The 22640-nt window shown below is 57.5% G+C and carries 16 protein-coding genes; 5 read left to right on the top strand and 11 right to left on the bottom strand.

The features are described 5' to 3' along the window. Window positions 1-4: 4 nt before the first annotated feature. Window positions 5-463 (top strand): serine protease chaperone, encoded by a 459-nt coding sequence (locus ACTG2U_RS21365; RefSeq protein WP_064342001.1) that lies wholly within the window; start codon window positions 5-7, stop codon window positions 461-463. A gap of 195 nt (window positions 464-658) precedes the next feature. Here the strand turns inward: ACTG2U_RS21365 and ACTG2U_RS21360 are convergent, their stop codons facing one another. The 6 genes from ACTG2U_RS21360 to ACTG2U_RS21335 form a co-directional block, all read right to left on the bottom strand. Then, on the bottom strand, window positions 659-2584 hold the full coding sequence (locus tag ACTG2U_RS21360; RefSeq protein WP_088869235.1) for an EAL domain-containing protein: 1926 nt from the start codon (window positions 2582-2584) through the stop codon (window positions 659-661). Between the two features lie 3 nt (window positions 2585-2587). Next, window positions 2588-3340 (bottom strand): transglutaminase-like cysteine peptidase, encoded by a 753-nt coding sequence (locus ACTG2U_RS21355; protein WP_005350994.1) that lies wholly within the window; start codon window positions 3338-3340, stop codon window positions 2588-2590. 135 nt (window positions 3341-3475) lie between these two features. Next, window positions 3476-4792, bottom strand: coding sequence for a TolC family outer membrane protein (locus tag ACTG2U_RS21350; protein WP_058059334.1), 1317 nt, complete (start codon window positions 4790-4792; stop codon window positions 3476-3478). 37 nt (window positions 4793-4829) lie between these two features. Continuing rightward, window positions 4830-6263 carry an HlyD family type I secretion periplasmic adaptor subunit gene (locus tag ACTG2U_RS21345; protein WP_335812239.1) on the bottom strand — a complete coding sequence of 478 codons (1434 nt, stop codon included), beginning with the start codon at window positions 6261-6263 and terminating at the stop codon, window positions 4830-4832. Then, window positions 6256-8400 (bottom strand): type I secretion system permease/ATPase, encoded by a 2145-nt coding sequence (locus tag ACTG2U_RS21340; protein WP_106843946.1) that lies wholly within the window; start codon window positions 8398-8400, stop codon window positions 6256-6258. The genes ACTG2U_RS21345 and ACTG2U_RS21340 overlap by 8 nt, the downstream gene beginning before the upstream one ends. Window positions 8401-8777: 377 nt before the next feature. Beyond that, entirely contained in the window at window positions 8778-9707 is a 930-nt protein-coding gene (locus ACTG2U_RS21335; RefSeq protein WP_005337371.1) for a TIGR01212 family radical SAM protein, read from the bottom strand. Between the two features lie 611 nt (window positions 9708-10318). On the opposite strand from ACTG2U_RS21335, the gene gltB reads away from it, so the two are divergent. Both gltB and ACTG2U_RS21325 read left to right on the top strand, forming a co-directional pair. Continuing rightward, window positions 10319-14776: a glutamate synthase large subunit gene (gltB, locus tag ACTG2U_RS21330; RefSeq protein WP_439973841.1), complete on the top strand. Its 4458-nt coding sequence runs from the start codon at window positions 10319-10321 to the stop codon at window positions 14774-14776. 12 nt (window positions 14777-14788) lie between these two features. Then, window positions 14789-16204 (top strand): FAD-dependent oxidoreductase, encoded by a 1416-nt coding sequence (locus tag ACTG2U_RS21325; protein ID WP_064341967.1) that lies wholly within the window; start codon window positions 14789-14791, stop codon window positions 16202-16204. A gap of 91 nt (window positions 16205-16295) precedes the next feature. Here the strand turns inward: ACTG2U_RS21325 and ACTG2U_RS21320 are convergent, their stop codons facing one another. Then, a complete protein-coding gene (locus ACTG2U_RS21320; protein ID WP_439973840.1) occupies window positions 16296-16694 on the bottom strand; it encodes a nuclear transport factor 2 family protein in 399 nt (132 codons plus the stop codon). 11 nt (window positions 16695-16705) lie between these two features. Then, complete coding sequence (locus ACTG2U_RS21315; protein ID WP_439973839.1) at window positions 16706-17284, bottom strand: O-methyltransferase; 579 nt, start codon at window positions 17282-17284, stop codon at window positions 16706-16708. A gap of 287 nt (window positions 17285-17571) precedes the next feature. Here ACTG2U_RS21315 and ACTG2U_RS21310 point away from each other — a divergent pair, with 287 nt between their 5' ends. Then, window positions 17572-18867, top strand: coding sequence for a DEAD/DEAH box helicase (locus ACTG2U_RS21310; RefSeq protein ID WP_439975097.1), 1296 nt, complete (start codon window positions 17572-17574; stop codon window positions 18865-18867). 98 nt (window positions 18868-18965) lie between these two features. Next, the gene (locus ACTG2U_RS21305) at window positions 18966-19616 is read left to right on the top strand and encodes a DUF2913 family protein (protein WP_439973837.1); all 651 of its coding nucleotides are present in this window, start codon (window positions 18966-18968) and stop codon (window positions 19614-19616) included. 99 nt (window positions 19617-19715) lie between these two features. Here the strand turns inward: ACTG2U_RS21305 and ACTG2U_RS21300 are convergent, their stop codons facing one another. The 3 genes from ACTG2U_RS21300 to ACTG2U_RS21290 all read right to left on the bottom strand — a co-directional run bounded on the left by ACTG2U_RS21300 (window position 19716) and on the right by ACTG2U_RS21290 (window position 22580). Beyond that, window positions 19716-19955 carry a FeoC-like transcriptional regulator gene (locus ACTG2U_RS21300; protein ID WP_005350974.1) on the bottom strand — a complete coding sequence of 80 codons (240 nt, stop codon included), beginning with the start codon at window positions 19953-19955 and terminating at the stop codon, window positions 19716-19718. Then, window positions 19952-22225, bottom strand: a complete 2274-nt coding sequence (gene feoB / locus ACTG2U_RS21295; RefSeq protein WP_236768262.1) for a Fe(2+) transporter permease subunit FeoB — start codon at window positions 22223-22225, stop codon at window positions 19952-19954. Before feoB ends, ACTG2U_RS21300 begins: the two co-directional genes overlap by 4 nt. Before the next feature lie 127 nt (window positions 22226-22352). Next, window positions 22353-22580, bottom strand: a complete 228-nt coding sequence (locus ACTG2U_RS21290; RefSeq protein WP_005337384.1) for a FeoA family protein — start codon at window positions 22578-22580, stop codon at window positions 22353-22355. Window positions 22581-22640 lie beyond the last annotated feature (60 nt).

The raw sequence follows: 22640 nt of genomic DNA, 5'->3' as shown, positions 1-22640 counted from the left end.
TACCATGAACAAACCTGTTACCTTGCTTCTGGCAACCCTGCTGGCCCCCCTCTCGGGACAGCTCTGCGCACAGGAGTCCATCACCATGGATGGCAAGCAGTACAGCACCATAGAGGTGAACGGCCAGACCTACCTCATTCCTGACAACGGCAGCAAGAAGCGGGTCGCCCGCAGCCTTGACAGCAAGGTCCCGCAACAGACCCTGCGCCGCGGTGACGTGTTGATGCAAGGGGCCGCCAGCCCGGAGCTGACTGTAAGCGGCACCCTGCTGGTGGAAGCTGACGATGCCAGCGCCAAGGCGCTGGCGACTCGCCACGGCTTGAACTTCAAGCAGAGCAGCGGCGGCATCGCCCTGCTGGAGGCCAAATCGGGCACCGATCTCAACGCCATCGCCACCAAGCTCAAGAGCGAAGGGGTGAATGTGCAGATCGAGCTGTCAGGGGCCGAACAGCAGCCAAAATAGGCAAATGATGGAAAATACGAAACCACTTTGATGTCTGCATCTATATCTAAAATATCGAGGGGGCTTGAAAGCCCCCTTGTCATTACTGATATCACTCTGGTCCCTAAAAGCGCCAACTTAATACATCCGTGAAGACTGTCGATCTCGCCTGAATGGATAAAAAGGCCCCTATCGGGGCCATTTTCAGCATTTAGTTCAAGATAATGGGAAGGCAGGATGAACAAATCCCTGGTAACCATCGATATGCAACTTGGAAAGCAGTTCCACTTGATGTTGATCCTCGACACGGGTCGCAATGGTGGTCACACCGGCATTGTGTGCGGCGCGACACACTGCTGCCAGGAATGAGGTGTCTGCCCCCGGCTCCATGACCTGACTGGTATAACCGTGATCGACCTTGACATAAGCAGGCGACAACTCCTCCAGATAGCCCAGAGACTGGAAGTGACGACCATAGTGGTCAACCCCCCACTGGAAGCCATGAGCTTGCAAGGTGCCCACCAACGCAGCCACGTTGTCTTTATGTTTCATGATGGCAGCTTCAGGTATTTCAAATAACAACCGCTCTTTGAGCTCTGCATGTTCGGTCAGATAGCGCGTCAGCCAGGTTAAAAACTCATCCGAGCAGAGCGAGCCAGCAGTGATGTTGATCGCCAGTACCAGATCAGACTGTTTTTGCAGTAATGGAACGCAAGCATCAAGCACCGCCTGGTCAAACTCGCCCCCCAATTTGAACTGTTCAATCGCGGGCAAGAACTGACCGGCAAAATAATCTGTGCCATCCCGAGAGATAGAAGCAAACAGCTCGGCATGCAACCTTGCTCCATTATCAAACCGGCAAGCTGGTTGGGCTTTGAAGCGCCAAAGTTGACGTGAAATGGCATCTTGTACCAGATCTCGCCAGGCCAAACGCCCCATCAAACCTTGCTCAGTCCCCCCTTCCATCACCACAGCACCGCGGCGTTCATTGCGCGCCTTGCCAAGCGCATTATCGGCTTTGGTCAACAAGGCAGAGAGATCATCATTGCCATCACGACCGGCAATACCAATGACGGAGAGCGCATCCCCTTCGCCCATTGGATTCACCACCAGATCAGCAATGCGGCTATTAATCACTTCAGCCAACTCTTTTAGCTGAGTCAGATCGTCAGTTGGACAGAGCAGCGCATATTCCGTCGCGGAGATCCGTGCCAAGGCGGCGCCATCCCACCCTTTTAATTGCTCTTTCAAAGCCTGAGCTATCGATTTGACCATGTTGTCACGGGCAGCAAAGCCTTCATCGCGATAGATATCATCCAGCATGTCGACCGCAACCAGCATGACGCCACCTTGGCCAGCCTCCGCTATCCATGCGTTTACCTGACCCACAAAATAGGCTCGGTTGCCAAGCCCCGACACGGCATCGACATAAACCCGCTCACGCAATTTCTCGGCCTCATCGGCTTGCTCTTTGAACTGCAACGCCAACTTGCTTGAGAGGGTGTTGATCGCCTGAACGACCTGCTTCAATTCATGAGTTTTAGGCTCCGGGATCGTATGACCGAAATGGTGCAGCTCGATCTCTACGGCTTGATCACAGATCTGTTTGAGTGGCTTGAGCAAGTAGTTGAGTGCTCTCATCAACAAAATGGTGGTGATCAAAAAGCCGACCAGAAACCAGCTCGCCAGCTCACTCATCCCACGCCACAACTCGTAATAAGCCTGGCCGGGGTGACCCACTACTTTTAATTTTCCAAGCTGCAACCAGCCAGACGTCAGAATTGACTCGTTAGATACCTCAGGAAACAGTCCCAATTTCACAAACCACTGCGGCACCCCCTGAATATTGTTGGTATTTTCCTGCTCGATGACATCCTTTGATGCCAGCAGATCAAGGCGAACCAGTCGATAATAGCCACCATCAAAAATGGCCTGGATCACCGACTCGGCACCAACCTTGTCACCGTTTTCCAGATAGGGGGTGAGCGCAAGCCCCAGTGAGGTTGCCGTATTGATGACCGTTGTTTCCTGTTGCTGCGCCAGATAAGTGCGGGTTGAATTGAATTGCACCCAGTATGTGGCCGCAAATAACAATCCAAACAGCAGCAGCATAGTGGCTAATAACTGTCGATAGAGCGTCATAGGTTAATCATCCAAATTCACCACTGGCCGAGCCAATCGCCCCGAGGTCATGCGATTGCGTAAATCATTCCATAATCCCAAGCGGGATGATTGACCAGCCAGTTCCCCTTGGCCTCGTGCCTTCATCAACCACAAGTGACTACCGTTAAAACTGTAAATAGGCACCAGATCACGCCGCTGTGTGGCAGGGCGAATCGAGCCTATCAAATTATCCAAAATCACCGGAACGGAAGAGGGTGTCTCATAATATGCCACCACCATGTGAAACTGGTTGTAATCAAGAGCCTTGACGTACACCATCCGCATTTTATCATCCGGGATCCCAAGCTCGAGCAGCGTAGAGTATTTGGCGATACTGAAATCTTCACAGTCTCCCCCGGCGGCTCCCAAAAATTCCAGCGGGGTTGCCCAATAATCCTTTTTGCGCCACAACTTGATATCGTCAATAAAACGCATCCGATTGAAAAAATTATTAACCCGCTCAAGCTTTTTTTCTTCGCTCAGGGCCCTGCCCTTCGTCTCCATGACCAACATACGCCAACTGGTTACACGCTTGCCGGCTCTGGCGCCATAGGTCTGCTCCGCCCGCTTGATCAAGTTGAGATCTTCCTGTGGCAGAGGCTGACTGGCACAGAGCAGAAGTGAGAAGGGTAACAGCAGGATCCATAAGGAGTGGCGCAAAGCGCGTAGCGATCGGTATCTCCATTCATTGAGAAGATAACACCATCGGCTACCGGTACCACGCTGGAGTGTCACGTCATATTCCTGCTGCATTATTACTACTGCACTCCTCAAAGCCCGTACAACAACCTGCGTTAGCCAAACATGGTGACTGCCAGCAGCAGTCACCATGTTGGCGTTCATGATCCCTGCGGGATCATGAACAAACGGTTATTGCCTGGCCTGCCATTCAGCGGGTTGTTTGACGCTAAATGCATTGAGCAAGCTGCCTGTCGCGTTGAGAATGCGATAGTCCGCCAGCAGTGCATCATACTCGGCAGTGATATAGCTGCGACGCGCCTCAAACAGTTCGTTCTCGGTGTTCAATACGTCCAGCAATGTCCGTTGACCCAACCCAAACTGCTTCTTGTACGCCTGTACGGTGTCATAGCTGGCGTCAACATGCTCTTTCAGGAAGGTCTTTTGCTTGGCCAACGACTCTTTCGCGTTCCAGGCCAGACGAGTGCCTTCCTCCACTTGGCGGAACGCATTCAAATGAATGTCTTTCGCCTGAGAATAGAGCGCCGATGTTGCATTGCTCTCTGCCACATCAGAACCGCCACGGAACAGGTTGTAACGCATCCGCACCATTGCGGTCAGATCATCGTTGCGCCCTTTTACCGCATCGATATCCTCATTCCAGTTCTGATCGACCTCGAATGTTACATTCGGGTAGAAACCGGATTTGGCGCCTTCATGTTGATACTTGGCCGCTTCGATATCCTGCAGGGAAGAGAGCAGGGTCGGGTGGACTTCGGTCGCCGTTTTCAGCGCACTATCGAGGCTGGTCGGGATAAGTTCGGTATTGGGAACCGGCTGAACCAGATCTTTGGGCACCTCGTTCACGACACGAATAAATTCACTCTCTGCGTCGCGATAGTTGTTTTCAGCCGCAGCCTGATTTGAATAGGCCCTGGCAACACGACCTTCAATCTGGGTCTGATCCGCAGTAGAGCCAAGCCCTGAATCAGTCCGCTTGCTGATGTCGCTGCGGATCTGTTCGTGGGTTTCCAGGTTCTGTTTGGAAAGCTCCAGGATCTCCTGCTGACGCAGCATATTGAGGTAGACCTCAGCTACTCGAAGCGCGGTATTCTCTGCTTCAGAGATCATCGCCAGACGCTGGGCATTGGCTTCTGCTTCGGTTCTGGAGACGTTGTTGCTGACATCAAAGCCATCAAACAACATTTGCCGCAGGCTGAGTCCAGCCTCTTTGCGAGTCAACGAGTCATCACTAGTTGGATCACGACGCGTTGAAGGGCTATCAGTTTTTTCATAGCCTACGCCGCCACGCAGATCGATCGTAGGATAATAGCCACCCTTGGCTCCATCATGCTGATAGAGTCGTGCCTGATACAGATCAAACGCTTCCTTTATCTTGGGATGCGTAGCAAGTGTCTGTGCCACCGACTCTTCCAGAGTCTGGGCCTGACCCAAACTCGGGATCAGGATGCAGCCACTGACCAGCATGGCAACAATCGTTTTTTTCATGTTATCTCCAGTCATGTTTTGTTTTTAGATTGTTGGCTTATCGTTCTCTCAGTGCCGACTGCTTTGCCCGTAAAATCGGCTTAAGCAAATAGTCTAGGACACTTTTTTTACCAGTAATGATATCAGCACTGGCTAACATACCGGGGATGATGGGAAGTGCGTTAAGCTCATCGCCCAAGTAACTCTTCTCTGTTCGAACACGAACCAGATAAAAGGAGTTCCCCTCCTCATCCTGGATAGAATCCGCACTTATCTGTTCAACCTTGCCATGCAATCCTCCATAGATTGTAAAGTCGTAGGCAGTAATCTTGACGATGGCATCCAGCCCCGGTCGCAGGAAGGCGATATCTTTCGGTGACACCTTGGCTTCTACCAGCAAAGTATCCTCCAGCGGCACAATCTCCATCAGATCCATGCCGGGCTGAACCACGCCGCCCAGGGTGTTGATCTTGAGCTTCTTGATGGTGCCCTTGAGCGGTGCAATCACGCTGGTCCTGTCGACCCTGTCTCGCAAGCCAACCTGCCCTTCTGACAACTGGCCAAGTCGCCCCTGCTTCTCGTTCAGTTCAGTCTGGGAGTCTGCTCTGAATTTTAGCGCAATATCATTACGCTTGGAGATGGTCTCACGCAGTACCGAATTGAGTTTTGGGATCAGCAGACGGTTGCTCTCCAGCTCCCCCTGCATCTCGTTGACCTGCCGCTCCAGCTTGATTAGCTCCACTTGAGGCACTATACCTTCTTTCGCCAACGGGCGGCTAATATTCAGTTCCTGTCTGGCCAGATCCACACTGCGATTCACGGTGCGGATCTTGGCATTCAGTTCAATCAGCTCCTGCTCTTTCTGTTCGATTTGCTGACCAAGAATATAGAGCTGGTTCTTCAGGTTATTGAGGCGATCCCGCTGTACAGACCGCTCACGGTGTGCGTATTCGGCAAAGACGGTTTCATAACCATCGGGAAACTGGATTGGCGCTTCACCTACCACGACCTGTTCACGCCACCCCAGTGCCGGGTCGTTTTTCACCTCGACGCTGGCCATCTCGGCGCGCAGACGGGCCACATCCCCCTTCAGGGTGACGACCTCTTGCTCCCGTTCTCTAAAGTCGGAGCGGAAACGGGTGTCATCAATGCGCAGCAGCGGCTGCCCCTTTTCGACGATATCTCCCTCTTTGACGAAGATCTCTTTGACGATCCCCCCTTCCAGGTTCTGGATCACCTGCAGCTGACGGGATGGAATAACCTTGCCCTGACCCACGGTGACTTCATCCAGTTCGGCCCAGGCCGCCCAGACGATGGCACTCATGAAAAAGAGGAAACAGCACCACAACAGGATGCGAGCTCCGGTCGGCGTGGTCAGCAGTACAGCTGCCGCGCCGTCATCGACAAACTCCAGATGCTCGGGTGCTGGCAATACCTCGCCGGAAGGCATCTTTTTGCTGCGCTTGAACCAGTCCATGAGCCCCTTAACCATGGGACACCTCCTGCACGCGCACCTTGCCTTCCTTCAACTGCTGCAACACCACCTCTTTGGGGCCATCAGCAACGATCTGCCCCTGCTCGATAACGATCACTCGCGATGCCACATCCAGCATCGAGGTTTTGTGAGTGATGAGGATCAATGTGGTTTCCGGGCCCAGTCTGGCGAGCTCCTGTTTGACCTGCATCTCGGACTGGTTGTCCATGTTGGAGGTCGGCTCATCCATCACCAGAATGGGGGGATCATTGAGCAGGGCGCGTGCCAGCAGGATCGACTGACGCTGGCCACCGGATAGCTGACGGCCACCCTCGCCTATCTGCCGATCCAGCCCGTTAGGATCCCGGTTGGTAAAGTTGGTGACACCCGCCCGCTTGGCTGCGCGCAAGACTCTCACATCATCCACCAGCGGATTACCCAGCATGATGTTGTCCCGCACCGATCCGAAAAAGAGAATGACATCTTGCGGAACACAGCCGATATTGCGACGGATCACCGCAGGTGGCAGTTGATCGAGTTCAAAGCCGTCGATACGTACCGAGCCATCGGTCGGTCGATACAGTCCCATCAACAACTTCTCGAGGGTCGTTTTACCCGCCCCAATCCGGCCGATAATCGCCACCTTTTCGCCCGGCTGAATGCGCAAATTGATATTGTGCAGAGTGCTGGTTTCCATTCCCGGATATTTGAAGGATACATTTTCAAATTCAATGCGACCGGCAATCACCGGATGATGGATATATTGCTTGCCCTCCTCCTGCTCCCCCGGGGTTTGCATGATTTTTTCCAGAATATCCAGTGCTGACTTGGCCTGGTTATAACGGGTCGACAACACGGAGAGTTGCACCATGGGCGCAATGGCGCGGCTGGAGAGCATCACGGCGGCAATCATGCCCCCCATGGTGACCAAACCTTCTGAGATCTGGTAAACACCGACGATCACCAGACCGACCGTCACCACCTGCTGGATATAACTGGCTAGCGAGGACATGGAGTTGGTAATGCGGCGGGTCTGTACGCCCCAGGTGGAAATATGGGAAACGGCCTGTTCCCAGCGATGCTGGAACATGCTCTCGGCGCCGAAAATCTTGACGGTTTCCAGCCCGGAAATACTTTCAATCAGGTTGGCGTTCTTCTGGGACGCAAGGCGCGACCCTTCTTCGATGGACTGCTTGAGGGGCTCCTGAATATAAAAGCTGTAGGCGATGAGGATCAGCATGGCGACGATGGGAACCACCACCATTACGCCTGCAAACATCCAGATAATAAAAAGGAAGAAGACGGCAAAGGGCAGATCGATAAGAGTAGAAACCGTTGCGGAGGTGAAAAACTCCCGCACCGATTCAAATTCCTGCAGATGTTTTGCGAACGCGCCAGTGGAAGCGGGACGAGACTCCATCCTCATGCCCATCACCTTGGCGAAAATCTTGGCGGACAGTAGCACATCAGACTTTTTGCCAGCGATATCGATAAAGTAACTGCGCAACTGCCGCATCACAAAATCAAAGGTAAAGACCACCATAGCCCCGACCGCCAGCACCCAGAGTGAATCAAACGCCAGATTGGGCACAATCTTGTCATAGACGTTCATGGTGAAAAGAGGGCTGGCGATGGCAAACAGGTTGATCAGAATGGAGGCGATCAGCACATCGCGATAGATGCCGCGGGATTCGAACAAGGTGCTCCAGAACCAGTGTCCATCACGGGTTTCAAGCACCTTGGGCGAGCGTTCGTCAAACTTGAACTGCTTCTTTACATAGAAGAGGCGCCCCAGATACTCATCACCCAACTGGGCTGAAGTCAGCCATTGCGCGGCATCACCGGCCTGCGGGAAAATCACTTTCCCCTGGCTGCGATCTTCGTTCCACTCCAGCAAAATGCAGGCGCCACCACTGCGCATCTGCAATACACAAGGCAGCAGCAAGGGAGAGATATCAGCCAGTGGCTGTATCACTTCACGGGCGGATAACCCGCCCCGCTCGGCAGCACGGCAAAAGAGTGCGGTTGTCAGGCGTCCGGAGACCAGTGGCAACCCGGTCGTCAGGGCATCCTGACTGTTGGGCACACCATAAAAACGGGTCAAGAAGACCAGACACTCCAATAACTCATCAATACGACTTGTTTCTGCTTGCATAGCATCCTGTCACTGCATAAATGAGGTAGATAAGAGCGTTCATCGCTCATATTTCCCTGCTATAGCCACGCTAAAACCGAGTGGCCTTCCCGCTGATGAGACTGATCAGGGGATAAACCTGTCCAGATAGATCGCGACACTCATCGCCAATTTCCCGGCACAGCAGCAATGGCGGCATGATTCGTTATTGGTAAAAATAATCGGCTCATCAATACCATGCTAACACTGCAATCAGGGTGAATGTCGGAGTTAATTGATAATGACATTTATTATGGCGCACCACTATATCAACCGGCACGTACCAAAACTATAGTTTAGGGTATGAAGTTTTTTATATAACCCTATGTTTTACGTGAAAATAATAATCTGGTGCTCAATTATAGGTCAGGAAGTATGAAGGGTCTGCCCAACGCGTGACCTTGCGGGCCGCTCAATGAGAGTGCTTTGGCAATATCCGCCATGGCCGTCCAGCGATTTTCACACCAGGCTGGCGCCAACAGAGTTGGACGGCGCGCGGAGGCCGAAATCCGGTGATACACCACCTCGGGCGGCGTGTGCTGGATCATGGCGACAGCGGCTTCCACATACTGCTCCAGCGTCAATACCTCAAGGCGCCCCGCCTGCCACGCCTTGCCGAGAGTACTGCCCTCTACCACATGAAGCGGATGCAACTTGATCCCCTCAACACCGGTCTCAACGATGCGATGCAGGGTATCGAGGCTGTCCATCGGCACTTCGCCCGGCAGGCCGACGATCAGATGAGCACATACCTTGATGCCGCGCTGATGGGCACGTCTTACCGCATCCTCATAGGCGGCATAACCATGGCCGCGGTTGATCCGTTGCAGAGTCTTGTCGTTGGCGCTTTGCAGCCCGAGCTCCAGCCACACCTCGTAACCCCGGGCCTGATAGCCCGCCAACAGATCCAGCACCGCATCCGGCACGCAATCGGGACGAGTGCCCACACAGAGCCCCACCATATCGCTCACTGACAGCGCCTCTTCATACATCCGCTGCAGATATTCGACCTCGGCATAGGTGCTGGTATAGGCCTGAAAATAGGCAAGATAGCGCTTGGCACGGGTGACTTCGTCCCGGCGAGCCAGCAGTTGTTGCACCACGGAGAGTTGCTGAGCCGACTCGTCAGCAAAAGAGGATACGTTGCAGAAGGTGCAGCCACCACGGCCCAGGGTGCCGTCACGGTTCGGGCAGGTGAAGGCCCCGTGGATGGAGAGTTTGTGGATCTTCTGACCATGACGCTGCTTGAGATCCTGACCGAATGTATTGACGAGTTCGTGTAACTGCATGACACCTCCGCTAAAGGAGCGCCATTGTACGAGCTTGCGCAAAACAGGGGCTGAGCTGGATCAAGCTAGCGGAGAGGGGAAAACATATAAATACCCGACCAATTTTGAATAAATATAGAGAAAAAGCGCAAAAAAAGGATTTTTACAGTTCTTTGACGATTCAAACAGTAAACATCCATATGAAAATGAGACCTGATAACCCACTGTTGAACAATGAAAAATTCAAAGAGACCCGACAGCACACAATTGCAAGCATGGGATATTGAAAATGTGATCCCTTCCGCTGTCGGCCACATCGGGTTGGTAAAATTACTACATTCGCCCATCGTCGCCGAGCGCACCATTGAGCCCGTCAATGGCGATATATTTAACCAACAAAATCAAGCAACACAGAATAAATACTCCATAACTGCGAGCGAATCCCCCTAACCCGACATTTTGTTATGCGAATGTAACCATGAAGACAAACCTGACCTGCGATTGACCTCGCCAGAAAATCCCATTAGTTTGGAGATTCGCCACGTCAGGCAGACGGAACCACAAGAGCCAATCGCAATTTATGCAGTCAGGTGATGACTGTGCGATGCAAGGCCGAGCAAGGGAGAAATGCAATGTCACTATATGATCCAAAGCTGGAGAGGGATAACTGTGGCTTCGGCCTGTTGGCCCACATGGAAGGGGAAGCCAGCCACAAGCTTGTCCGTCTCGCGATGTCAGCATTGGCTCGCATGCAGCACCGCGGCGGGATCTCCGCCGATGGCAAGACCGGCGATGGTTGCGGTCTGCTGCTGCAAAAACCGGACAGCTTCTTCAGAGCTGTCGCCGAGGAGAAGGGATGGCACCTTGGCCGCAACTATGCGGTCGGCATGCTGTTTCTCAACCCTGACCCCGTATTGGCCCAGCAGACCCGCGACATCATCGACGAAGAGCTGGAAAAAGAGACCCTGAGTCTGGTCGGCTGGCGCAAGGTGCCCGTCGATACCAACGTACTGGGTACTATCGCAAAAGCCTCCCTGCCCAGCATTGAACAGGTCTTTGTCAACGCCCCGCCCGGCTGGGTCGACAAGGATCTCGAGCGCCGCCTCTATATCGTGCGCCGCCGCATCGAAAAGCGAGTCAACGACGACTACTTCTATGTGGTCAGCCTCTCCAACCTGGTCACCGTCTATAAAGGACTGTGCATGCCGGTGGACTTGCCGCGCTTCTATCTGGATCTCGCCGACATCCGTATGCAGGCGGCCATCTGCGTCTTCCACCAGCGTTTCTCCACCAACACCAGCCCGCGCTGGCCGCTGGCCCAGCCGTTCCGCTATCTGGCCCACAACGGCGAGATCAACACCATCGCCGGCAACCGCCAGTGGGCCAAGGCACGCAGCTACAAGTTTGCGACGCCGCTGATCCCCGATTTGCAGGAAGCGGCTCCCTTCGTCAACACCACCGGCTCTGACTCCTCCAGCCTCGACAACATGCTGGATCTCTTCCTCGCCGGTGGTATGGACCTGTTCCGCGCCATGCGCCTGTTGATCCCGCCTGCATGGCAAAAACACCCGAACATGGATGACGACCTGCGCGCCTTCTACGACTTCAACTCCATGCACATGGAGCCGTGGGATGGCCCCGCTGGTATCGTCATGACCGACGGTCGCTACGCCACCTGCGCACTTGATCGCAACGGTCTGCGTCCGGCCCGCTACGTCATCACCAAGGACAAGTTCATCACCCTCGCCTCCGAGGTCGGCACCTGGGACTACACCCCGGACGAAGTGCTGGAGAAGGGCCGGGTCGGCCCGGGCGAGCTGTTCGTGGTGGATACCAGCAACGGCAAGGTGTGGACCAGCTTCGAGATCGATGACGATCTCAAAAACCGCCACACCTACAAGCAGTGGATGGATAAACATTGCCGCCGACTGGTCCCCTTCGAGCAGATGGACGACAGCCAGACCGGTAGCCGCGAGTTCTCCGACGACCAGCTGAAAACCTATCAGAAGCTGTTTGGCTACTCCTTCGAGGAGCTGGATCAGATCATCCGGGTGCTCGGTGAAAATGGTCAGGAAGCGGTGGGCTCCATGGGGGATGATACCCCGATGGCGGTGCTCTCCTCCGGCCCGCGTACCCTCTATGACTACTTCCGCCAGATGTTTGCCCAGGTGACCAACCCGCCCATCGATCCGCTGCGGGAAAACCACGTGATGTCGCTGGCCACCTGTATCGGTCGCGAGCAGAACGTCTTCAACGAGACCTTCGGCCACGCCCACCGGGTGCTGTTCCAGTCGCCGATTCTGCTCTACTCCGACTTCCACCAGCTGCTGGCACTGGAAGGTGAGTACTACCGTCATCAGGTGATCAGCCTCAACTTCAAGCCCGAAGAGGGGCTGGAAGCGGCCATCGTGCGCATCTGCAACGAGGCCAAAACCGCTGCCAGGAGTGGCACCGTGCTGCTGGTGCTGTCGGATCGCGATATCAGCGCCGACACCCTGCCGATCCCGGCCGCCATGGCGGTGGGTGCAGTGCAGCGCACCCTGGTGGACAACAACCTGCGCTGCGACGCCAACATTCTGGTGGAGACTGCAAGCTGCCGCGATCCGCACCACTTCTCGGTGCTGCTGGGCTTTGGCGCGACCGCCATCTACCCCTATCTGGCCTACGAAACCCTGGCCAAACAGGTTGAAGAGGGCGTGCTCACCATGTCCCTGCGCCAAGCCATGGTCAACTACCGCAGCGGCATCAACAAGGGGCTCTACAAGGTGATGTCCAAGATGGGCATCAGCACGGTCGCCAGCTACCGCTGCTCCCAGCTGTTCGAAGCAGTGGGTCTGGCCAAATCGGTGGTCGATACCTGCTTCCGCGGCGTATCGAGCCGTATTCAGGGTGCCGATTTTGCAGACATCCAGCAGGATCAGCACAATCTGGCCCGTCAGGCATGGCTGGTGCGCAAGCCCCTCCCCCATGGCGGCCTGCTCAAGTTCGTCCACGGCGGCGAGTACCACACCTACAACCCGGATGTGGTGCAGACCCTGCAAACCGCGGTGCGCTCCGGCAACTATGCCGATTACAAGGAGTACGCCCGTCTGGTGAACGAGCGCCCGGTTGCCACCCTGCGCGATCTGCTGGCCCTGAAGAAAGTCGACAATCCGGTCGCGCTGGATCAAGTGGAGCCGGCCGACAAGCTGTTCCCCCGCTTCGACTCCGCCGCCATGTCCATCGGTGCCCTCGGCCCTGAGGCCCACGAGGCGCTGGCTGTCGCCATGAACCGCCTCGGTGGTCAGAGCAACTCCGGCGAAGGGGGCGAAGATCCCAAGCGCTTCGGTACGGAGAAGAACTCCCGCATCAAGCAGGTGGCTTCCGGCCGCTTCGGTGTCACCCCCCACTACCTGATGAACGCAGATGTGGTGCAGATCAAGGTGGCGCAGGGGGCCAAGCCCGGCGAGGGTGGCCAACTTCCCGGTGACAAGGTCACCGCCCAGATCGCCCAGCTGCGCTATTCCGTGCCCGGCGTGACCCTGATCTCGCCGCCGCCGCACCACGATATCTACTCCATCGAGGATCTGGCCCAGCTCATCTTCGACATCAAGCAGATCAACCCGAGCTGTCTGGTGTCGGTGAAACTGGTCTCCGAGCCTGGCGTCGGCACCATCGCCTGCGGCGTGGCCAAGGCCTATGCCGACTTCATCACCATCTCCGGTTATGACGGCGGCACTGGCGCGAGCCCCCTCACCTCGGTCAAATATGCCGGCTCCCCGTGGGAGTTGGGTCTGGCTGAAACCCAGCAGGCGCTGGTCGCCAACGGTCTGCGCCACAAGGTGCGGCTGCAGGTGGATGGCGGTCTCAAAACCGGCCTCGACATCATCAAGGCGGCCATCCTCGGCGCCGAGAGCTTCGGCTTTGGCACCGGCCCCATGGTGGCGCTCGGTTGCAAATACCTGCGTATTTGCCACCTGAACAACTGCGCCACCGGCGTTGCCACTCAGGATGAGAAGCTGCGTCGCGAGCACTTCACCGGCCTGCCGGAGATGGTGATGAACTACTTCAAGTTCATCGCCGAAGAGACCCGCGAGCTGATGGCCCAGCTCGGCGTCACCCAGCTGACCGACCTGATTGGCCGCACCGATCTGCTGGAAGCCCTGCCCGGCCTCACCGCTCGTCAGGCCAAGCTGGATCTCTCTGGCATTCTGGCCCGTCCGGTAGCACCAGCAGGCTCCAGCCTGTTCAGCCAGCAGCACAACCCCACCTTCGACAAGGGGCCGCTCAACCTCAAGATGGTGGAAGATCTGCTGGAAGCGGTGGAAACCTCAAGCGGTGGCGAGTTCCGCTACGACATTCGCAACACCGACCGCTCGGTGGGTGCGCGCCTCTCGGGCGAGATCGTCAAACGTCACGGCAATCAGGGGATGGCGGCGGATCCGGTCAAGGTGCACTTCAACGGTACCGCGGGCCAGAGCTTCGGCGTCTGGAACGCGGGTGGCCTTGAGATGATCCTCACCGGTGACGCCAACGACTACGTGGGCAAGGGGATGACCGGCGGCAAGCTGGTGATCAAGCCCCATGTCGGCGTGGCGTTCAAATCCCATGAAGCGGCCATCATCGGCAACACCTGCCTCTACGGCGCCACCGGCGGCAAACTCTACGCCGCGGGCACTGCCGGCGAGCGTTTCGCGGTGCGCAACTCAGGCGCCCTGGCGGTGGTCGAGGGAATTGGCGACAACGGTTGTGAATACATGACCGGCGGCATCGTCACCGTGCTCGGTCAGACTGGCGTCAACTTCGCGGCGGGCATGACCGGCGGCTTTGCCTACGTGCTCGACGAGTGCGGCAACTTCGCCAAGCGCACCAACCCCGAGCTGGTGGAACTGCTGGACGTGGCGGATCTCGCCATCCATCAGGAGCACCTGCGCGGCATCATCACGGCGCACCTCAATGAGACCGGCAGCTCGCGCGCCGAGGAGATCCTGGCCAACTTTGACTCCTATGTGCCCAAGTTCAGGCTGATCAAACCCAAGTCCAGCGACGTGAAATCGCTGCTGGGTCACACCAGCCGTTCCAGTGCAGAACTCAGAATCCAGGCGCAATAAGGAGGGAACCCTATGAGCCAGAACGTATTTCAGTTTATCGATGTCCAGCGGGTCGACCCGCCCAAGAAGCCGCTCAAGATCCGCAAAATCCAGTTTGTGGAGATCTACGAGTCCTTCAATCAGCCGCAGGTACAGATGCAGGCTGATCGCTGCCTCGAGTGCGGCAACCCCTACTGCGAGTGGAAGTGTCCGGTCCACAACTACATCCCCAACTGGCTGAAACTGGCCAAAGAGGGGCGCATTCTGGAGGCGGTGGAGCTCTCCCACCAGACCAACAGCCTGCCGGAAGTGTGCGGTCGGGTCTGCCCGCAGGATCGCCTCTGCGAGGGCTCCTGCACCCTCAACGATCGCTTCGGCGCGGTGACCATCGGCAACATCGAAAAATACATCACCGACAAGGCGTTCGAGATGGGCTGGAAGCCCGATCTCTCGAACGTGGTCAAGACCGGCAAGCGGGTCGCCGTCATTGGTGCCGGCCCCGCGGGTCTCGCCTGCGCCGACGTACTGGCACGCAACGGCGTCACCCCGGTGGTGTTTGACAAGTATCCGGAGATCGGTGGCCTGCTCACCTTCGGCATCCCCTCCTTCAAGCTGGAAAAAGAGGTGATGCAGCGTCGCCGCGAGATATTCCAAGGGATGGGCGTGGAGTTTCGTCTCGAGACCGAGGTGGGCCGTGATGTCACCTTCGCCGATCTGCTCGGCGAGTTCGATGCGGTCTTCCTCGGGGTAGGCACCTACAAGTACATGAAGGGCGGCTTTGCCAACGAAGAGGCGCCGGGCGTCTATGATGCCCTGCCCTACCTCATCGCCAACGCCAACCGGTTGCTGGGGTTCGAGAAGGCGCAAGCCGACTATATCGACTTCGCCGGCAAGCAGGTGGTGGTGCTGGGCGGTGGCGATACCGCCATGGACTGTGTACGTACCGCCATCCGTCAGGGGGCCGCCAAGGTGATCTGTGCCTATCGCCGCGACGAGGAGAACATGCCGGGTTCCAAGCGGGAGGTGAAAAACGCCCGCGAGGAGGGGGTTGAATTCATGTTCAACCTGCAACCGGTAGCTGTCGAGCTGGATGCCCATGGTCGCACCGTCGGCATCAAGGTGGTGAGCACCGAGCTGGGTGAACCCGACGCCAATGGCCGCCGCAATCCGGTGATCATCGAGGGCTCCGAGCAGGTGCTGGCTGCCGATGCGGTGGTGATGGCGTTTGGCTTCCAGCCCAACCCCCAGCCCTGGATGGCGGAGTTCGGCATCGAGCTCGACAACCGGGATCGCATCAAGGCCCGCGAGCAGGCGGAGTATGCCTTCCAGACCAGCAACCCCAAGGTGTTCGCCGGTGGCGACGCGGTACGTGGCTCCGATCTGGTGGTGACCGCCATCTACGAAGGGCGCAAGGCGGCCGAAGGGATCATGGACTATCTGGCGGTCTGATCCGACCGGCCAAGACCGTGATGCACTTTCACTATCAGCCCCGCCAATGCGGGGCTGATTTCTTTGACATGCCGCCAGTGAATAGCGATGGCTAACTCTTTGGCATCGGACAAACCCAAGAACTGCGCCATTCTGGCGCGGCATACTCATCGGGCCAATACTCGGTCTGCTGTTGAATTTTACCTTCCGCAACATGGTGAAATGTGATGGCGCGAGCATTTACGACCCCATCGCTGACCAGCACCTCACTGACCACCTCACTCCCTTGTGCCAGAAGACGGACAATCTCGAAGCGCCACAGGCCAGCTGCGGGGTAGCGACGATTGATCTTGATGAAGTTCTCTCGCCCCACAATCCGTTCTCCCGATTGGGGCCAGTCACAGAAAAAATCATCTCCCAGCCAGCTTGCCGCCTTCGCAAAGTCATTGCTCTGCATCTCCTGCCAATAGGCCTCTACCACTGCTTTTGGCTCCATGGTGTTCAATTCCATACTCACTCTCCCTACACACGCACCACCAGCCACTCCCCCTTGCCGACCGGCACCAGCGAGGTGGCAAAGGCCGGATCCTGCCCGACCTCGTTCATCCACTCCACCATCTCGCTGCGATGGGAGATGGCGTTGTCGACCACCAGCAGGCCACGGGGTGCCAGCAGGCGGCGGATCTGCGGCCACCATGCCCGGTAGTGCTGACGATCCGAATCGAGGAAGATGAGCTGATAGCCGCCTTGCGGCAAGGTCGGTAGCAACTCGCCCGCATCCCCTGCCAGCAAGGTTACCCAGGGGGCCAACTCTGCCTGCTGAAAGTTGTCATGGGCCAGCACGCGCTTATCCTCATCCAGCTCAATGGTTGTAACGTGCCCCTCCAGCCGACGCACCGCTTCTGCCAGCCAGAGTGTGGAGTAACCATTGGAGGTGCCGATCTCCAGCACCGCCTGCGCCCCACGGGTCTGCACCAGCACTGACAGCAACTCCCCCGTGTCGCGGGTGATATTGAGCAGCTTGCGGTGGCGTGCCTGCTGCATGCTGTCATTGCGCTCGCCAAGCTGCTCCAGCTGGCGTTTTAACTGTTCCAGTTCCATTGATATCCCTCTCGTCCTTGCCCAAAACCGTTAGCCCACACCTCCAAGCTTGGCATTTGGGAGTCAAATGATTGCTTTCAACCGCCATTCACACCACAAAGGATGAGAAAAGGACAACCATTTGAGGCAGAATTTGTGACGTCTATCTGTTACACTTCGCGCCCGCCATTTTCCGGCTCACTCTCTGACTTGATGTCAGGCGCAGCCGTCGGTGGTTACAACCTCCGTCTCGCTCATGCCGAGCTAACCAAGCCAAACACAGCCCAGCTGGAACACAGGAACCCATTATGAGATTTGAATCGTTCGATTTTGCCCCCGAGATTTTGCGTGCTGTCTCAGATTGCGGTTATCAGGAGATGACCCCTGTGCAGCAACAGGCGATCCCGGCCATTCGCCGTGGCCGCGATGTGCTGGCCAGCGCCCAGACCGGTACCGGCAAGACCGCCGCCTTCGCCCTGCCCATCTTGCAGCGTCTGGTAGACAATCCGGCTCCGGTCCAGCCTTCCAACGCCCGTGTGCTGATCCTGACCCCGACCCGCGAGCTGGCGGCTCAGGTGGCGAGCAACATCAATGACTTCGCCAAGTATCTCGATATCACCACCATCACCATCGTCGGCGGTGGCAAGCAGGACGTGCAGGCCAAGAAGCTCAAAGCGGGCGCTCACATCATTGTGGCCACCCCGGGCCGTCTGCTGGAGCACCTCACCGCCTGCAACCTCAGCCTCTCTGGCGTCGAGTGTCTGGTGATGGATGAAGCGGATCGCATCCTCGACATGGGCTTCAGTGCCGATGTGCAGAAGATCCTGCAAGCGGTCAACAAGACCCGTCAAAACCTGCTCTTCTCCGCCACCTTCTCCGACGCGGTGAAGAAGCTGGCCAACCTGATGCTGGATCGCCCGCAGATCGTCAGCGTCAACAAGCAAAACTCCACCGCCGACACCGTCAGCCACACCGTCTATCCGGTCGAGCAGAAGCGCAAGCGCGAGCTGCTCTCAGAGCTGATTGGCAAGCAGAACTGGCAGCAGGTGCTGGTATTCGCCAGTACCCGCGAGAGCTGTGATGTGCTGGTCGAGGAGCTGAACCTCGACGGCATCAAGTCCGCCGTTGTCCATGGCGAGAAGGCCCAGGGCAACCGTCGCCGCGCCCTGCGCGAATTCATGGAAGGCAAGGTACGGGTACTGGTCGCCACCGAAGTGGCCGCCCGTGGTCTGGATATCCCGAGCCTGGAATACGTGATCAACTATGATCTGCCGTTCCTGGCGGAAGATTACGTGCACCGCATCGGTCGTACCGGTCGTGCCGGCAAGCGCGGCATGGCCATCTCCTTCGTCAGCCGTGAAGAGGAGCGTACCCTGCTGGAGATCGAGGCCCTGATCGGCCAGAAGATCCGCCGCATCATGGTGCCTGGCTATGAGGTGAGCAGCCGTGACGAGCTGATCAAGCAATTGCAGGAGCGTCGTCGCTTTGGCAAGCGCCCGCAGCGTGAAGATAACGCCGTGGCCCAGGTGATGGCCGAAGCCAAGCTGCAGGGTCAGCGCCTCAAGCGTCTGGCTGCAGCCAAGAAGCCCCGTCAGCCGAAATAAGGCGGGCCGTTGCTCTATTGAACCGCAAAGGCGCCACTGGCGCCTTTGCCATCTCTGTCATCGGTGTTGGCCCCAGGTGGTCAACTCAAGGATTGCTTATGACCTCTCCTACCTACAATCAGGCCCTGCTCGAGATGGCCACCCAGAGCCTGGCCGAACTGGCCCGCACCGCCGAGCAAAAGGCGGGCAAGCGCACTCCGGCGCAAGAGAGCCACTTTCTCTGCACCTGGATGGCCGACTCCCTCAAGGAGAAGCGCTTCTCCCGTCTGGTGATGGAAGATTTGAAAGCTTGGGTGCAGCTTGGCCGCACTCTGGGTGCGGGCGCCGATCTCAAGGGATTGCTGGAGCGCATCGCCTTCCAATACCAGTGCGCCATGACCAATCCGCAGCAACTGGGGGCCAAGCTGGCGGCGCTGCTGGAGGAGCTCTCAGCGGCAGGCTGGCTGGTGCTGACCGAGAGCGAGGTGAACGCCAAGCTGCGCCTGCAATCGGGCGGTCAGGCGAGTCTGGTGGTAAGCCATAGCGAATATGAAGGCCATATCGAGGACGGTGAGCTTGTCAAACCCCTCACCCTCTATGTGCGCGGTGACGAGAAGGTGCTGGCTGAGGCGGCCTTCAAGCACGGCCTGCTGCTGAGCCAGGGCAACAAGAAGACCACCCTGGTCAAACATCACAAGGCCTACCGGCTGATGCCAGACAACGCCCAACCGGCGCTGGCACTGCTGGGCGAGGCCCGCCAGAGCGCCTGATCCCGCCTGTCTTCAGCAATAAAAACGGCAGACCCTCATTTAATGCAGGGCCTGCCGTTTTTTATTGTTCGCTCTTTGGTGATGAGGTCTGGTAGTCGTTTAGCGGATCTTGATGCCAATCTGGCCCGCGTCACACCACTCGAACATCACCTCCTCGCTCTTGCCGCAGCAACTGCCACCACAAACCCGACTCTCGCGCTTGATGACCCGCCCCTTGCGCATCCAGACGCCGAGCATGGCCTCCACCGCATCTTCCGAGGTGTGGAAGTGGCGAGCCAGATCACGCCGGCTCACCTTCTGCTGCGCGGCGAGGTAATCCCCCAGCTCGCGCAGGATCATAAGGTCACCACCTTGCGGGCGACGATGTCACCGTGACGGCGACCGGCCCACCAGAGCAGTACCAGAGAGAGGCCGTAGCTGACGATCCAGAACAGGCTCTGCTCCGGATGAGCGGCAAAGGTCGCGATCTGATAGAAGAGGGTGGCGCACATAAAGGCCATGTAGTTGCACCATACCGCCGTCATCAGCGCCCACTGGCGACCGGTTTCCCGCACCAGCGCGCCCATGGCGGCGGCGCAGGGCATGTAGAGCAGCACGAACAAGAGGTAGGCAAAGGCACCGGCCGCCCCGTCGAAGTGAGTCTGCATATTGCCGTAGGTGGAGACATCCACCTCCTGCGCCTCGGCGGCAGCTTTCTGATCGTCGAGGTTGCCAACATCAAGCCCCATGGGGTCGCTCGGGTTGATCTCCGCCAGATTGGCCGCCACGGCATCGATCGCCTCGTGGAAACTGGCCACCAGCGAGAACTCGCTCGCCTCCTCTTCATCTGCGCCACCACCGGCGTAGAGGCTGTTGAGGGTACCGACCACCGCCTCTTTGGCGAAGATACCAGTGACAATACCGACCGTGGCTTGCCAGTTGTCATCGCGCACACCGATGGGGTGCAGCACCGGCGTGACGGCCTGGCTGATTTTGCTCAGCACCGAGCTCTCCTGCTCCTGATGGCCAAAGCTGCCATCGGTGCCGAGCGAATTGAGCACGCTCAGCACGGCAACCACCAGTACGATGGTTTTACCGGCGCCAAAGACGAAGGATTTGAGCTTCTGCCAGGTCTTGATGGCAACGTTGACCGGACGCGGCCACTCGTAATCCGGCATCTCCATCAGCATGGAGTCGCTCTTGCCCGGCAGCAGGGTGCTACGCAGCAACAGGCCGGTGAGCACCGCCACCAGAATGCCGATGAGGTAGAGACCGAACACCAGGTTCTGGCCAGACTCGGGGAAGAAAGCCACCGCAAACAGGGCGTAAACCGGCAGACGGGCACCGCACGACATGAAAGGCGCCATGGCGGAGGTCATCAGCCGCTCCCGCTCGGAGTTGAGGGTACGGGTCGCCATCACCGAGGGGACGGTACAACCAAAGCCCATCAGCATCGGCACGAACGCCTTGCCCGGCAGGCCGAGGCGGCGCATCAGGGCATCCACCACGAAGGCGGCACGGGCCAGATAGCCGGAGCTCTCCAGCACCGCGAGGAAGAGATAGAGGCAGCCAATCACCGGAATAAAGGTGGCCACGGTCTGCAAGCCAACGCCAAAGCCATCAGCCAGAATGGCGCCCAGCCATTCGGGGGCATTGACCAGCCCCAGCAGGTGATGCACCCCATCGACAAACAGGGCGCCACCCATGATGTCGAAGAAGTCGATAAAGGCGCTGCCGACGTTGATGGCAAACAGGAACATCAGGTACATGACAAACAGGAAGAAGGGGATGCCAATCCAGCGATTGAGCAGCACCCGATCCAGCCACTCGCTCTGGGCCTCGGTGAGCTTGCCCTTCTGCTGACGAGCCTGTTGTACCCACTGGTGGATATGGCCGTAGCGAATATCCGCCAGTTGCAGGTCGATATCCTGTCCCTGATGGGCGCGAGCCACTACATTAGCTGCGGCCGCCTGCTGACCGGGCAGCAGGGTCTCCTGCATCACCGCATCCTCTTCCAGCAGGCGCAGGGCGCGGCCACGGGTAGTGAGGTGATGCGGGGCGAGCAGGGTTTCCAGCTCCGCCAAATCGGTTTCAAGCGCGTGGCCGTAATCGAGCTGCAAGGCGGCTTGCGGCTGACCGATAAACTGCCGGATCTGCTGCTTGAAGGCGGCAACCTGCTTGCTGTTGTGGGCAGAGAGGGCCACCACCGGGCAACCGAGGGATTTGCCTAGCTTGCTCTCGTCGATGACGATGCGGCGCTTTTGCAGGATATCCAGCTTGTTGAGCACCACCACCATGGGCAGGCCCAGTTCGCGCAGTTGCAGCGTGAGGTAGAGGGAGCGCTCCAGATTGGCGGCGTCGATGACGTTGAGCAGCAGGTCGGGTTGTTGGCCCTGGGCAAAGCGGCTGGCGATCTGCTCGTCCAGACTGCCATCCTGACTGGCCAGGCTATAGATGCCGGGCAGATCCATCAGCTTGAAGTGATGCTCACCCGCGCTGAACTCACCCATCTTCTTGTCGACGGTGACGCCACTCCAGTTGCCTACCTGCTGGCGGGCGCCGGTCAGGGCGTTGAACAGGGAGGTCTTGCCGCTATTGGGGTTACCTACCGTTACCAGAGAATAATTCATACCAGCTCTACCTCTATTTTCTTCTGAACCCGCCGCGTGTGTGGCAAGCCGCTTTGCAGGTTCGACTTCTTGTCTCTGAACCGCTCCCGGTGACGTTTCTTGACCGGAGCGGTAGCCGAGCAGGGGGTTATACCGGCTCGACTTCTATTTGCTGGGCCAGACTCTTTTGCATGGAGAGACAGATCCCCTGGCACTGGATCTGGAGCGGGTCCCCCAGGGGGGCGGAGCGCAGATAGATGACTTCAGTCTGGGGCAACAGGCCCATCACCATCAGTTTGCGGCGCAGCGGCCGGGCGAGCTGATTCATATTCTTGATGCGAGCACTCTGTCCCGGTGACAACTGCGTGAGTACCATGACTGACTCCTGAAGTTAAACAATAATAATTCGCTTTTACTTGGGGCATTATAAGCTGTG

It is taken from the genome of Aeromonas sp. 95A, assembly GCF_051919235.1.
Taxonomy (GTDB): Bacteria; Pseudomonadota; Gammaproteobacteria; order Enterobacterales; family Aeromonadaceae; genus Aeromonas; species Aeromonas veronii.
Note: the sequence above shows the minus strand (reverse complement) of the source record. Positions and strands in the feature narration are given on the sequence as shown.